The 13,289-nt window shown below is 41.0% G+C and carries 13 protein-coding genes; 5 read left to right on the forward strand and 8 right to left on the reverse strand.

Annotated elements, in window-relative coordinates; all coding sequences use genetic code 11:
- Positions 1–281 precede the first annotated feature (281 nt).
- Positions 282–1,058: an adenosylcobinamide-GDP ribazoletransferase gene (gene cobS / locus ACKTT2_RS20165; protein WP_407890163.1), complete on the forward strand. Its 777-nt coding sequence runs from the start codon at positions 282–284 to the stop codon at positions 1,056–1,058.
- Positions 1,059–1,132: 74 nt separating this feature from the next.
- On the opposite strand, the gene ACKTT2_RS20170 is transcribed toward cobS, so the two are convergent.
- The 4 genes from ACKTT2_RS20170 to ACKTT2_RS20185 all read right to left on the reverse strand — a co-directional run bounded on the left by ACKTT2_RS20170 (position 1,133) and on the right by ACKTT2_RS20185 (position 4,216).
- Positions 1,133–1,603 (reverse strand): PPC domain-containing protein, encoded by a 471-nt coding sequence (locus tag ACKTT2_RS20170; RefSeq protein ID WP_407890165.1) that lies wholly within the window; start codon positions 1,601–1,603, stop codon positions 1,133–1,135.
- 77 nt (positions 1,604–1,680) lie between these two features.
- A complete protein-coding gene (locus ACKTT2_RS20175) occupies positions 1,681–2,376 on the reverse strand; it encodes a ComF family protein (RefSeq protein ID WP_407890167.1) in 696 nt (231 codons plus the stop codon).
- A 165-nt stretch (positions 2,377–2,541) separates the two neighbouring features.
- Positions 2,542–3,453: a sterol desaturase family protein gene (locus ACKTT2_RS20180; protein WP_407890168.1), complete on the reverse strand. Its 912-nt coding sequence runs from the start codon at positions 3,451–3,453 to the stop codon at positions 2,542–2,544.
- A gap of 82 nt (positions 3,454–3,535) precedes the next feature.
- Positions 3,536–4,216, reverse strand: coding sequence for a dienelactone hydrolase family protein (locus tag ACKTT2_RS20185; RefSeq protein WP_407890169.1), 681 nt, complete (start codon positions 4,214–4,216; stop codon positions 3,536–3,538).
- Between the two features lie 542 nt (positions 4,217–4,758).
- Between ACKTT2_RS20185 and ACKTT2_RS20190 the strand changes: the two genes are divergently transcribed.
- The gene (locus ACKTT2_RS20190) at positions 4,759–6,063 is read left to right on the forward strand and encodes a hypothetical protein (protein ID WP_407890171.1); all 1,305 of its coding nucleotides are present in this window, start codon (positions 4,759–4,761) and stop codon (positions 6,061–6,063) included.
- Positions 6,064–6,115: 52 nt separating this feature from the next.
- Here ACKTT2_RS20190 and ACKTT2_RS20195 read toward each other — a convergent pair whose 3' ends face one another.
- Together ACKTT2_RS20195 and aroF are read right to left on the reverse strand one after the other, a co-directional pair.
- Complete coding sequence (locus tag ACKTT2_RS20195) at positions 6,116–6,421, reverse strand: DUF2442 domain-containing protein (protein WP_407890172.1); 306 nt, start codon at positions 6,419–6,421, stop codon at positions 6,116–6,118.
- Positions 6,422–6,751: 330 nt separating this feature from the next.
- Positions 6,752–7,624, reverse strand: a complete 873-nt coding sequence (gene aroF / locus ACKTT2_RS20200; RefSeq protein WP_407890173.1) for a 3-deoxy-7-phosphoheptulonate synthase — start codon at positions 7,622–7,624, stop codon at positions 6,752–6,754.
- Between the two features lie 692 nt (positions 7,625–8,316).
- Between aroF and ACKTT2_RS20205 the strand changes: the two genes are divergently transcribed.
- Positions 8,317–8,805: a hypothetical protein gene (locus ACKTT2_RS20205; RefSeq protein WP_407890174.1), complete on the forward strand. Its 489-nt coding sequence runs from the start codon at positions 8,317–8,319 to the stop codon at positions 8,803–8,805.
- Positions 8,806–9,251: 446 nt separating this feature from the next.
- Entirely contained in the window at positions 9,252–9,932 is a 681-nt protein-coding gene (locus ACKTT2_RS20210) for a pentapeptide repeat-containing protein (protein ID WP_407890176.1), read from the forward strand.
- A 150-nt stretch (positions 9,933–10,082) separates the two neighbouring features.
- On the opposite strand, the gene ACKTT2_RS20215 is transcribed toward ACKTT2_RS20210, so the two are convergent.
- Positions 10,083–10,619, reverse strand: coding sequence for a nuclear transport factor 2 family protein (locus ACKTT2_RS20215; protein WP_407890178.1), 537 nt, complete (start codon positions 10,617–10,619; stop codon positions 10,083–10,085).
- Positions 10,620–10,967: 348 nt separating this feature from the next.
- The gene (locus ACKTT2_RS20220; RefSeq protein ID WP_407890181.1) at positions 10,968–12,086 is read right to left on the reverse strand and encodes a sulfate ABC transporter substrate-binding protein; all 1,119 of its coding nucleotides are present in this window, start codon (positions 12,084–12,086) and stop codon (positions 10,968–10,970) included.
- Positions 12,087–12,410: 324 nt separating this feature from the next.
- On the opposite strand from ACKTT2_RS20220, the gene ACKTT2_RS20225 reads away from it, so the two are divergent.
- Positions 12,411–13,178 (forward strand): class II glutamine amidotransferase, encoded by a 768-nt coding sequence (locus ACKTT2_RS20225; protein ID WP_407890183.1) that lies wholly within the window; start codon positions 12,411–12,413, stop codon positions 13,176–13,178.
- Positions 13,179–13,289 lie beyond the last annotated feature (111 nt).

Genomic DNA, 13,289 nt, shown 5'->3' on the forward strand with positions numbered 1-13,289 from the left:
CTATTGAAAAGCTGCAATCAATAAATTTGTGAGTCACAGTACTACAGTACTGTCACTGACTTTTAAGACTGCTATGGCTAATTCAATTAGTGATAATTTACACATAATAACAAATCATCACTGAGCATAGCATAACAAAATTTTTTCCATTAGTTCCCGATACGGATAAATCTTATTTAAAGCTTTAAAAAAGAGGAAGAATAAACTATCCGTATTTCTTGCTTTTGGGTTCATCTTGTAAGCTACATTTTATCTTCTATAATTTACTGCTCTTCCTTCAGATGGCCAATCGACATCAGTGGTGGAAACAACACATATTAAATATGGCTGCTTCTATAATATTCTATACAAGTATTCCCATGCCTTATCTGGAAGGATTAGACTTTAAGTATGTGGCGCAATATGCTCCCTGGGTGGGGTTGACCATAGGGAGTATTTTGGGAGCGTTGGATATTGGAATGAATTATTTAGGAGTACCAATATTGACTCGTAGTGCTTTGCTCGTCAGTATTTGGATTGCTCTAACCGGAGGATTGCACTTAGATGGAGCTATGGATACAGCTGATGGTTTGGCAGTGGGAGATCCCAAGCGGCGACTTGAGGTGATGGCAGATAGTGCAACGGGTGCGTTTGGTGCAATAGCAGCTGTTGTTTTGGTGGGTATAAAAATAGCTGCTTTAACAGATTTAGAGAACAATCGTTGGTTAGCTTTAATGGCAGTTTGTGGGTGGGGACGTTGGGGTCAACAATTGGCAATCGTTCGCTATCCTTACCTCAAACCAACTGGTAAGGGCGCATTGCACAAACAAGCGATTCGTTCTTATAAAGATTTGTTACCAGGATTGTTCTTGGTAGTCAGTTTAAGTGTATTGGAAATATTACTGAACAAACAGCGTCTGTTGTTTGCTCTAGGAATGGCAATTGCAGGAATTGCGATCGCTACTCTTACAGGTGCTTGGTTTAACCGTAAGTTGGGCGGACATACGGGAGACACTTACGGTGCAGTTGTTGAGTGGACAGAAGCTTTACTTTTGGTTTGGTTAGTGGTTAGTTGTTAGTTGTTAATGCTACAACGAGCGACTACTATCTACTAACGATGACAGGCGAGACGCCTGTCCTACACAACTAACAACTAACTCCCCTTAACTGGTTGCAGTCGTGTTACCTTTAATTTAAAAGCACCAATTCCGGTTTCTCCAAACGATCGGACGCGAACGATGTAACTCCCTGTTTCTGAAACTCTGGTAAAAAGTAGAGAATTGCTGCTACCATCGGGACCGTCATCATTTTCTGCTACAGTGGTGCCATCGGGTGCTAGCAAGGTAATGATAGCATCGAAGCTCTCAGAGATTAAATCAATGGCTAAATTATCTCCCTTACTCAATTTCACCATGTAATCGCGAGCATATCCGCCTTGACCTGTAGGAATATCCTTATCAGAGAGCATATCGGAAATTTCATTACTTAGTGGTAAAGGAATCGGACTATACAACTTATTTGCTGGTTGAGCAAAAGCTGCTTTTGTACCAAAACCAATTACTACTACTGTGGCACTCGCAATCGCGAGTTTTCTCAACCCCACTGCAAAAGCCTTACTTACCATTCGGAGACTCTTCCATGAAAACAGCGCCGTTTGGTTAATTATAGTTTTCCTGACTAGAATTTGCCCATGTGTAGTTTTTATCTGGAATTGTAACTAGGGTTGTTCGGGTTGAAGGTAGTAGCAGTTGCTACAATTCCTAAAACTCTAATTCCAGATTGATGAAGTGTTTGGGTAGCAGATTTGGCAGTCGCACCAGTGGTGTAAATGTCATCAATCAATAACACGGGGGTTTTTAATATGTGACGAAAATCTTGTCCTATTCGGAAAGCTTTAGCTAGATTCTTTTGTCTCTCAGACACAGTTAAACCATACTGTGCTTCAGTTTCTTGTACTCTCTCCAATCCGTTGACTTTTAGTTGTAATCCTGTTGTTTCACAAAAACTTTGGGCTATTAGTGCAGCTTGGTTGAAACCTCGCTTTTTTTGCTTCTCAGAATGAAGTGGAATTGGCACAACTATGCATTTTGTATTTCGTGCAGTGCTACTTGATAACCATGCGTTACCTAGGTATTGACCCAAAGGACGAGCAATTTCAGGATGGTTTTTATATTTCATAGTAGCGATCGCTAATTTTAGAGTACCACCATAACTTCCCCAAGCAAAAACTGGCAGAGGTTGGTTCCAACGAACACCAGGATTAGGCAAACAAGATCGTTGTAGTTTCTGAGTACAGTTTTGGCAAACTTCTTGACTAGTAGGACGTTCGCATAGAGGACAATTAGATTTTAGGAAAATATTTAATAAACTTTGAAAATTTCTCATCCAAAGAGGCATACTTTACACTAAGAATTACAACTTGTTATTCTCAGTATATGTCAATTTATTAATACACGCATTTACTTAGACCATTTTCAAGCTAGCCGATCGCACGAAAATTCACAACCAAAAATGAAAACGTCTCTTTCCTAGTTTCCATTCGCCAATCCCCAGTCCCTAACCCTACTCTATTTTCAATGAGAAATTTCTTGTCATTAATGTGTTGTTAAAATCTACCATTTGAGTTAAGTCTCCACCCAAAACGGCGGGACTTCTTTCCACAAGTTTGTTATTGGGTTTGCACCAGTAATCGCGTTGTTTTTGAAAGGGTACGAGTAAAATATGCTGTAGTTTGTTGTCATCAGGAGAGGAATAAGCCGGAATCCCAATCTCAATCTCTGACTGAGGAACGTTAAGCCTTAGTGTCTGATGCAGTTTATCCCACCAAGGAAAAATAACAGAATAGTTGGAATTGGTTTCGTCTCCAACTTGGGAGTGATGAACGCCATGCATCCGAGGCGTTACCAAGATTGTATTTAACCAGCGTTCAGTCCAGATGGGAAGACGAGTATTGCTATGGTGAAACAGGGTATTTGCTTGATAAACTAACTCGTAGAGAATGTAAGTTCCCAGGGATATGCCAGTTAAAGCTATCTGAAAAATGCGAAGCCCTGCTGATAAAACAATTTCTACGATATGAAAGCGAAAACCTGTAGAAATGTCTAAATCTGGATCGATGTGATGTACGTTGTGAAAGCGCCACAAAATCAGAAATCTGTGATTCGCTCTATGCCAGTAGTAGTATGTTAAATCCATCAATAAAAAAGCTATGACGCTTTTGATGGCTGTAGGTAGTGCCACAAGATGAACCAATCCAAATGACTGTAAGTGAGTCCACTGCAACATAAATTGAGCAGTCGGTTGAACAACAGTCGCATTTGCGGCAAAAGCCAAAGTAATAACACAGGAGTTGATAAACAACCTCTTTATGAGTGAATGCTTTTGCAATCGCAAGGGAAAGATTCTTTCCAGCAGAAACAAGATAACAAAAACTGCTGTGACGATCGCATAAACATAACTAAGTAGTAGTAACATTGTTGTCAACTAGTTATAGATTAAGAATTTTGATTCGCCATCGCACCAGATGAGTAAAGTTTCCTTCTTTTCATTGTGCTGACTACTGAGGTAATGTAACTAAGTATTGTTCAAACCACTCACTCGATAAGCGTGCAACTACCTCTAGTGTTCCCGGTTCTTCAAAAAGATGTGTTGCTTCAGGAACAATGGCTAACTTCTTTTCTACTTGTAGCTGTTCCATCGCTTCTTGATTCATGCGAATAACGGGCGTATCTTTTTCACCGACTATTAACAGTGTTGGCGCTTGAACATTTGACAGCGACGCTTCTGCTAAGTCAGGTCTTCCACCGCGAGAAACAACAGCACGAATACCATTTGGATGTTGTGCAGCTGCTACTAAAGCTGCTGCTGCACCGGTACTAGCACCAAAGTAACCAATTTTTGTTTTGTAAATCTCTAGATTTTGGGCTAGCCATTCTGTAGCATCAATTAGCCGTTGAGCTAATAAATTAATATTAAAACGTAATTGTCCTGTTTGATTGTCTATTTCTTCTTCATCTTGAGTTAGCAGGTCAATCAAGAGGGTAGCTAGCCTTGCTTTATTTAATTCTTGGGCAACATAACGATTTCTTAAACTATGCCGACTGCTACCACTACCGTGAGCAAACAGCACAACTCCACGAGCATTTTCAGGTATCCTCAGATCGCCTTCTAGGTTAATTACGCCTGATGCAACTTGAATTGAACGTTCTTCAACTTGCGATTCTAATGTTCTATCCATAAACCTTTTACTAAAAATTTTTCAAAATTGCTCTTAAAGTTATGCTTTCACAAGCCTTGACTAAATCTCTTCCATCTTCAGTATGGAGCATTTTATAGCAATCCTAAATCGTTCGTAAAAAATTTTAAGCACTGTAGGGGAGCTACCCGAAGAGCGCGGGTTTAAGCGCGACTAGAAGGATCGTAATTAGTCATTTGTCGTTAGGGGATGTCCAAGAAATAAATTATCCATCTTGTGGTACGGGTGTCCTCGCCCGTTCTTTGTGAGTGACGGGCTAGAAGCCCGTACCACAAGAGAAAGTTAGTTATTTTTTTATTTGGAATGATGCTCGCTTTGTGCTTATTGGTGAGGCGACTCATGGCACCCATGAGTTTTACGAACAACGAGCCGAGATTACCAAACGCCTTGTTGGCAAATGGAAGAAGCACCAGAGACTTTTCCTACAGGTATCTGAACAGTGCGAATATTTCCAGTCGGCTAGCATAATAGTGGCTATGTGGGCTTCGCCACTTGCTTTGACTTGAAATCTTCCAAACAATGCCATGAAACAATGGTTCCTTACAATTCTACTACCTCTTGTTCTACTCCAAAACTCAGTTTTAGCTCAAACACCTCCACTCACGACTTCTGATAACAGACAGTTAACATTACTTCCCTTAGAAGGTACTAAGCAAATTCAACTTAATTTAGTAAATTGTAGCGGGTGGTTAGATTGCGCTTTGGCGCGTGTCTTTCTACCTGCTAGTGCATATATTGATAGTCGAGAGTTGCAATTTGATAACAGAACTCCAAGAGATGTAACTGTTCTTAATCCTGTAGTTGTCGCTCAAGGTGAAATTACAGGCTATCAACTCAATACATCTACAACAATCATCTTACCTAGCTCTCAAATTTTACCGGCTAACCAGATAGTTGGTATAAATCTTTTATTGAAACGCTCTGCAATGCCTTCCGACCATTACATCGGTGCTGTCTATCTCAACTTTGATAGTGTTGGTAACCGCTTGACTTTACCTCTCGACTTGAATGTTAGAAGTGGTCCCTTTGTTCCTCTTCTTGTATTATTATTAGGGGTCATTCTCGGCAGGCTCATGCAGTATGTCGAAAAGTCAGGCGGTGCTCAGGCAGAGGCTTTGAAAGAAGTTAATCGTCTTGATGTAGATATTGCAGATGCTTATTTAGAAAGTCAAGACGATCGCAAGATATTAACTAATATGTCTAGGGAAGTCCGAAAACTGGTGTTTCGGAACAAAATTGATATAGCTATGTCTCAAATTGAATCTATCAGAAATCGCTTGGAAGTTTTACTGAATTTGCAAGTGATGGTGCAAAAAATAGAAGAAGAACTGCTAGATGCAAGTACAGAACAAAGAGTGCGATCGCAAATAGAAAAAATTCGATATTTTATTTCGCAACAAGATGATATAGCGGCAAATGAATTCTTAGAAGATTTAAAAGCAATGTTTGAGGATCTAGGAACTAGATCGGTAGACCGTCCAGAAATGAGTCGGTCTATAGAAAGCGCCCAAGATGCAACAGGTCGTCTTATTAAAAGAGAGACTATCCCACCTAAACCTACTATGACCGAGCGTTTGCAAATGTTTTTAGTAACCCTTTCTGGCTTATCAGATAGAGTGAGTGCTGAAGCAACACTGTGGTTTATCAAACCTTTACTATCCTTAACGCTGTTACTGACTCTCACAGGTGTAGGATTAAATTCTCTCTATGTGGAAAATGGTAAAACTTTTGGAGCCAGACCTTTTACTGATTTTCTAGGGTTGTTGCTTTGGGGACTCAGCGCTGATGTTGCTAGCCGTAGCCTAAGCCCGGTTAAAGGTAAAGGATAAAGTAAACACCTCAAATTAGTATAAGGATTGAGTTAGCAAAGCGCCACTTCTGTCAACTGGTAGAAGCACTGCGTGTAGCTAACCACCGTTCAAAAGAGTGCTGGCTTTCTCCACTCCGTCTACCAGCCAATAAACCCTCAACACCAATATGCTCATCAATATCAATCCACTCAATTGCATAGCCATCACCTAAAATTTGCCAGTTTTGTCGTTCCTGAGGTGAAGCGTGCATTAGACGAGGATACCAGGTTAAAGGAATACTAAGGCTGCGACCATCAACTAGGTCTACAATCAATTTCTCATCAGAGACGGTAACTTGATTTACAATTAGTTCTGTCTCAAGCGTCAAAGTACTCATCTAAAAGCCTCCGGGAGTGCGGAAACCACGTGGCTGTCTTCCCGTGGAGGAAGCGTTCAGTGAGTCCACTGCTGCAGGCGGGTTTCCCGCCGTAGGCAAGTGGCGAACCCAGAGGGCGAGTCAAAATTTAGCAATTTGCTTATCCCACTTAACGTGAATATGGGGAGGCTCCCCCCGATCTGAGCTAAAGAATATGAAATTGTAAGGACCAACTTGAAGAACCGTAGGCATTAGCAGACGTGGTTTTAAATTGTCCTCAAGTATGAGATACTCTCTAAAACCTGTCAATATTGATTGTAGTACTGATGCTCTGTTATCCTCTTGCGTATTTTAAGCTGCACAAAAAATAGGGGCTGGTTGTGAACCCGCCCCCATTGTTTCTGATATACTCCGCCCGACAGATACAGCTACGGGCTTTAAGCTATTAACTAAATTCACCATATCTTCCAAAGACAATGCCTGACGTGCATCAGATACAGATTGTTCTGGTTCTGGATGGCACTCTATAATTAACCCATCTGCCCCACAAGCAACTGCCGCTTTCGCTACGGGTGCTACTAGTTCTCGCTTACCGACGGCATGAGAAGGATCGACAATCACTGGTAAGTGAGTTATTTGTTTGAGTGCCGCGACTGCACCCAAGTCGAGTACGTTACGGGTGTAATTGTCAAAGCTGCGGATACCTCGTTCGCACAGCACAACATCAGGATTGCCGTGGCTAACTATATATTCAGCTGCCATTACAAATTCTTCTATGGTTGCTGCCAAACCTCGTTTCAGAAGTATTGGTTTACCTGCTTGTCCAAGTGCTTTCAGTAAATCGAAGTTTTGCATATTGCGGCTACCAATCTGAAGCATATCAGCACGTAGGGCAACAACTTCTATTTGGGAAATGGACATAACCTCTGTCACAACTGGAATATTGTAACGCGATCGCACTTCTGCCAAAATTTGCAATCCTTCCTCGCCCATGCCTTGGAAAGCGTAGGGAGAGGTGCGGGGTTTGTAAACACCACCACGTAAGGCTTGAACGGATGCAAGAGTTAACTTTTGAGCGACAGTTTCCATTTGTTCTTGGCTTTCAACAGCACAAGGTCCGCCAATAATGACGAGTTCCTTTCCACCAAAAGCGACTTTTGGAGAAAGACGGACGATTGTTTGATGGTGAGGGTGAGATTTGGTAACAAGTTTGGCGTTATTCATATAGTTGGTAGTTAGTTGTTAGTTGTTAGTTGTTAGTTGTTAGTGGTCACTGGTCACTGGTCACTGGTCACTGAAAACAGAAAAGCCCAGAACCAGGTTCCGGGCTTTAACGATGCATTTGTTTGCATGACGCTATCACCCGGAGCTGATTCTAGGCCAAAAATAAAAATAAAAGCTTGTGGTGTAATGGGGATTTTTTCTGACTTTATCCTTCATCGTTTATCCTTTACCCTTTCAACTTCTCCTAAAAACACAAAAACCGCAGAGTTCGCTCTGCGGTTCACCGGGTGATTTCCATGTGGAAACTGAATTCACTCCCGGTGAACCACCCTAAACCAAAAATAAAAGTAGGAATTATTGCTTATCATTGGATTTGTGCTTTGTGGAAAAAGATAGATTAAACTTATATACATGACCTTAACAGAGGCAGAGAGTTGCGTCAACCCCCCACAACGTTCTTTGACTTGTAGGCATATCCTCTACATTTGAAGAATAGCGATCGCAATTGCGCGTGCTTGGCACAAACTGAAAGGGGCTTCATTTTTTTAACTTCTCCTTATGAACTTCTTACTCCTTACAAAGGTAACCAAGCTGTCACGCATTTCATTGCAGCTAATTACGGGAAAATCTTACAAACATGAAAACCCCTCTTTCCCTACTCCCCACTCCCTACTCTCTTTTTTTAACTGCTTATGCCGAGTTCCAAAATTCTTTCCACATCTTTTAATTATCAAGGAGTTTACCCTTGCCCAGTGTGCCGTGTAGGTAAAATTAGTCATATGCCATTGATGGAGGCTATGTCTTGTGATTTTTGTCAGCAAATTTTTGTTGCTAATGTCGAACAACAACAACTCAAAATGCCTTCTAGACAACCTCCTCTTATTTGGTATTGGAACGGCTTCAATTGGACAGAAGCACAAATAGAAGGAGTTGAGTTTGGTTGGGGTTACGTGTTTGCTGCTGTCGGTTTTATACTTCTTCCCACTGCTTTAATTGGTATAGTAGCGTATAATTTCCCACCCGAGTCACAAGTTCCCTTATCCTGGGTGCCATATATTTGGACAGTATTAACCTTTTCTTTTCATTTGGCTATTATTATTTGGCTGCTAATCGAGGTTTATCAAATCCCGATGCGAGCTTATGTACGAGCATTACAACAGCGATTCATAGGCAGAGGATAATATAAATATTGATTTTCTCTAGAAAATGTATCTTTTGATAGTAGATACTCTATTTTTTATTGTTTTCATCCAGACAAAGCAAATACATTTTGTATCAGTATTTTACAATTGATAACATATCCATAAGTAGTTGATACAAGTATTTACATTCTTGTAAGGTTTATTAGCTGAAGAAAAATGTACTGAATTCTTGACTATTATGAAGTAATCAGTGACCAGTGACCAGTGACCAGTAAGTAGTTACATATACTGTAGAAGCCCCTGAATTTATTTATGGAAAAACAGAAATTAATTCATTATTCAAATCCCCAACTTAGAAGTAAGGTGATTCATTGGTCAGGTGGTCACTGGTCAGGTGGTCACTGTTCAGGAAAGATTATACAAATGATGCAGTCGAAATTTGTCTGTATCACTCATAATGAAGTTAATTTCCACCCAAAAGTCTTATGAGCGAGATGGAGCGGTACTATAGATTGTTAGAATTAGAGCCTGGAGCAACACTTGAGGAAGTGAATCAAGCGTACAAAGATTTGGCTTTTGTATGGCATCCCGACCGCCTACCAAAAGAAAACGTCCGTTTGCAAGAGAAGGCGCAAAAGAAGCTGCAAGAAATTAATGAAGCTAGGGAAAAATTGCGGTCTTTAAAATCTCAGTATCAAATGTCACATAGCAGAGCGGCATATTCGTCCTATACGCCCTATACGCCCACAAAGCCAACTCAAAAAACTTCTCAATCTCCAAAGCCAGACGCTGCAAAGCCTAATAACGACTTAAGTGGGAAGGACTTTAGTAGAGCTAACTTGAAAGGGAAAGATTTATCTGGTAGAAATATGAGCTACGCCAATTTGAGTGGAGCCGATCTCAGTGATAGTTTTATGCATAAAGTGAATCTTAGAGGAGCAGATTTATCAGATGCGAATCTGTTTAGAGCAAATTTACTGTTATCTGACCTCAGAGAAGCGAATTTATGCGGTGCTAATTTAATAGGAGCAGATTTAAGTGGTGCTGACTTGCGGGGAGCAAATTTAACAGGAGCACGCATGAGTTCTGGCGATCGCATTCTTGTAAAATTAATAGGAGCAAACCTAAAAGGAGCAATTATGCCTGATGGCAAAATCTATGAGTAATTGCACTGATTTAATTGAAAATTTAAAGACTAGATTGCCCGTACTCTTTCAACATAAGGGCAATCGCTTTTGCCTAAAAAAGTTTAAGAAACCGATCGTGATTTGCCGTTGTCCTTCAGCAGCTGACTCAGACGGAAAACTTTCAACTATCTAAGGTCTAAACTTTAAGTCTTCCCCTTTAAACGTGGTCACCTGTGCATACATTAACCCGTCCCAGGTTACATAAGCATCAGAACCGCGATAGGGTTCTGATAGGAAAGGCGCTTCAGATCTCCACTGAACATTAATTGTTTTACCGACTTGACTTACGTGCTCGGGAGTAAAGGTGAGACCGCACAAACCGCCTTGCTCGCGAGCTTTAACGAAATCTACAAAGAGCGCTCGTAACTGCGTCCGTCCTTTAACTACAACGCCATCAGGCAGATGAATCTCAGCTGTGTTTGGATACTGAGCCATGAGGCGTTCAAGGTCACAAGCGTTCAACGCCCTCAGATGTTCATCCACCACCTTCACAGGTGTAGACTGACGTTCTAACGTTAATTCATCATCGTCTTTGGACGTTAATTTGTTAACAACACTATCAAACAGTAATTCATGAACTCTATCGAACGCCGAAACTTCTAAAGTTGTTGCACTAACAAAACCGACAGCGAGTAGCAAGGCACCCGTAATTATAGATTTATGCATTTTTTTCTTCCTTTACCTTGTCATAGAATATACCTCGTTAAAATTTTAAAAGTAAGTACATTTTGTCAATACTCCCAAATGTAGAAATAAATTTATATTAGAAAGCACCTTTTGCTGCTGCCCATTTACAGCAGTTTTCAAGTAAATGAGCCATACTATGCTCTTGTGGTCTATGAACCTGAAAATTGCTGTAATTGATGAGAACTTAACTGTAGATTTTAGCGAATAAACCACTCCAAACGATGGCGTTGCTGTCATGACCACTAGCCCATTGCTAATGGCTGATAGCTAATTGCTAATCTTAAATTCACAATTAGCAATTAGCAATTAACAATTAGCAATTAGCCATTAAAACTTCCCTCCCTGAATCTGGTCAAAAACAGCCTTGTCATCAAAGAACTTCTTCTGAATTCCATCCCAACCACCAAAGTCTTTGACAGTATAAAGCTTGCTGATTGGAGGAAACTGCTTTTGATTTTCTTTAGCTGCAGTAGCATTTACAGGGCGAAAACCTACCTTTGCAAATTGCCGTTGTGCTTCTGGTGTATAGAGAAACTTAACAAAAGCTTCTGCTACTTGACGAGTACCGCGCTTGTCCACAACCTTGTCCACCACAGCTACTGGGGCATCAATTGAAACATTGACTTGAGGAAGTACAGAAGGAAAATTAGATTCTCCTTTTATCTTTGCCAGAATTTCCTCATTTTCATAATTTAGTAACACATCCCCTTGATTGCGCTTGTAAAAAGTATCGCTGGCTTCTCGCGCATCCTTAGGTAACACGGGGACATTTTTATAAACCTTAGTAACATAATCGCGGGCTTTTGCTTCATTTCCACCTGTCTTAATTACGGAACCCCAAAGCCCTAAAAAGTTCCAACGAGCACCTCCAGAGGTTTTCGGATTAGCTGTGATGACACTCACGCCCGGTTTAACTAAATCGTTCCAATCACGAATTTTTTTAGGATTACCCGGACGAGTCACAAGCACAACAGCAGAACGAGTCACAATCCCATTGTTGGGAACCTCTTTTTCCCAACCCGGTTTAATCAGCCCTGCCTTCTGGATCTTATCCACATCCAATCCCAAAGCTAGTGCTACAACATCCGCCTCCAAACCATCAATAACAGCTCGTGCTTGGGAACCAGACCCACCATAACTTTCCCGAAAAATAACTTCTTGATTGCGCTCTTTCTTCCACTTCTGTGTAAAGAGGGGAATGATTTTGGAGTATGCTTCTTTAGTCACGGCATAGGATACCAAAGTCAATTCAACTGTTTTGGGTTTTTGGCTAATGAGTTGAGTTTGAGTCTTTGTAGGAGGCTTTTGCAAAGTCATACCTGCATAAACAGGTACTGCCGCACTGATAGTAAAACCTATAGCGATCGTAAAAGTGCGCGTGCGAGTGGAAGATTCCTTCCACGGTTGTAATAAGGAAGAAAAAATATTTGGCAGGGGCATTTTCATGGTCGGTAATTCCTCAAAAATTGTAAAGTACGGTAATTCTATAAAATTGCAGTAAGATTAATGAAAATAACAATCTCATAAATACGTACTCAATGCAAGAGGGATTGGGGACTGGGGAACTCGGGGTCCCCTCTGGGGATAAGGGGCAATGGGGATTGGGAGGACAAGGGTGACAAGGGTGACAAGTGTGACAAATGACACTCGATCGATGACAAATGACACTTGACCAATCTCCAATTGAAACATTAGTGCCAGAATAGTGTAGAGCTTCTAAAGTATCTTGATCCCAGAGCCATTTTCATAGAGTTCAGGATTTTAACAGCCATGTGCCAGCTGCTAGGAATGAACTGCAACGTACCTACTGATATTTGTTTTTCGTTTGAGGGCTTTGCAGCGCGGGGAGGAAAAACTGATGACCATCGCGATGGCTGGGGAATTGCCTTTTTTGAAGGAAAGGGGTGTCGGCTTTTCCTGGATGCCAAACCTTCTATTGATTCTCCTATTGCGGATTTGGTACGGTGCTTTCCCATTCACTCCAAACACGTGATAGCCCACATTCGCAAAGCGACTCAAGGTGAAATTTCTCTAGAAAATTGTCACCCGTTCCGACGAGAAATGTGGGGAAGGTATTGGGTTTTTGCTCACAATGGCGATTTACGCAATTTTCATCCCCAGGATTTGGAGTTCTATCAACCTGTTGGCAACACTGACAGCGAAAAAGCTTTCTGCCTAATCTTGGATAAGTTACGAGCTTCTTTTCCTCACAGTAAACCACCTGTAGAAAAATTTTATTTAGTTCTCCAGGAAATCACTAATTTTATTGCAAAAAAAGGTATATTTAACTACTTGTTATCTGATGGCGAGCACTTTTTTGCTTATTGCTCAACTAAGCTTTGCTATATAGTGCGTCAAGCACCTTTTGCTGCTGCCCATTTAATTGATGAGGACTTAAGTGTAGATTTTAGCGAATTAACCACTCCAAGCGATCGCGTTGCCGTTATTGCCACTACTCCGTTAACTGACAATGAAGTCTGGACAACCATCGAACCAGGAGAACTGTTAGTCTTTCAGGATGGCTTACCAATGAGTTAGCGATAAACACCTACCAAGCTTCTCTTATTCACTGGTCACTGGTCACTGGTCACTGGTCACTGGTCACTGTAAAAACACCACTTTCCTGATAGATAAAGTGATGTTTTCCCC

This window comes from Scytonema hankhaensis NUACC26, from assembly GCF_045865695.1.
Lineage (GTDB): Bacteria > Cyanobacteriota > Cyanobacteriia > Cyanobacteriales > Nostocaceae > Scytonema.

Excerpts from the sequence above, each read along its gene's own strand:
- ACKTT2_RS20190 (WP_407890171.1), top strand. The coding sequence starts at position 4,759 with ATGAAACAATGGTTCCTTACAATTCTACTACCTCTTGTTCTACTCCAA.
- ACKTT2_RS20215 (WP_407890178.1), bottom strand. The coding sequence starts at position 10,619 with ATGCATAAATCTATAATTACGGGTGCCTTGCTACTCGCTGTCGGTTTT.
- ACKTT2_RS20170 (WP_407890165.1), bottom strand. The coding sequence starts at position 1,603 with ATGGTAAGTAAGGCTTTTGCAGTGGGGTTGAGAAAACTCGCGATTGCG.
- cobS (WP_407890163.1), top strand. The coding sequence starts at position 282 with ATGGCCAATCGACATCAGTGGTGGAAACAACACATATTAAATATGGCT.
- ACKTT2_RS20210 (WP_407890176.1), top strand. The coding sequence starts at position 9,252 with ATGAGCGAGATGGAGCGGTACTATAGATTGTTAGAATTAGAGCCTGGA.
- ACKTT2_RS20195 (WP_407890172.1), bottom strand. The coding sequence starts at position 6,421 with ATGAGTACTTTGACGCTTGAGACAGAACTAATTGTAAATCAAGTTACC.
- ACKTT2_RS20180 (WP_407890168.1), bottom strand. The coding sequence starts at position 3,453 with ATGTTACTACTACTTAGTTATGTTTATGCGATCGTCACAGCAGTTTTT.
- ACKTT2_RS20205 (WP_407890174.1), top strand. The coding sequence starts at position 8,317 with ATGCCGAGTTCCAAAATTCTTTCCACATCTTTTAATTATCAAGGAGTT.
- aroF (WP_407890173.1), bottom strand. The coding sequence starts at position 7,624 with ATGAATAACGCCAAACTTGTTACCAAATCTCACCCTCACCATCAAACA.
- ACKTT2_RS20225 (WP_407890183.1), top strand. The coding sequence starts at position 12,411 with ATGTGCCAGCTGCTAGGAATGAACTGCAACGTACCTACTGATATTTGT.
- ACKTT2_RS20185 (WP_407890169.1), bottom strand. The coding sequence starts at position 4,216 with ATGGATAGAACATTAGAATCGCAAGTTGAAGAACGTTCAATTCAAGTT.
- ACKTT2_RS20220 (WP_407890181.1), bottom strand. The coding sequence starts at position 12,086 with ATGAAAATGCCCCTGCCAAATATTTTTTCTTCCTTATTACAACCGTGG.
- ACKTT2_RS20175 (WP_407890167.1), bottom strand. The coding sequence starts at position 2,376 with ATGCCTCTTTGGATGAGAAATTTTCAAAGTTTATTAAATATTTTCCTA.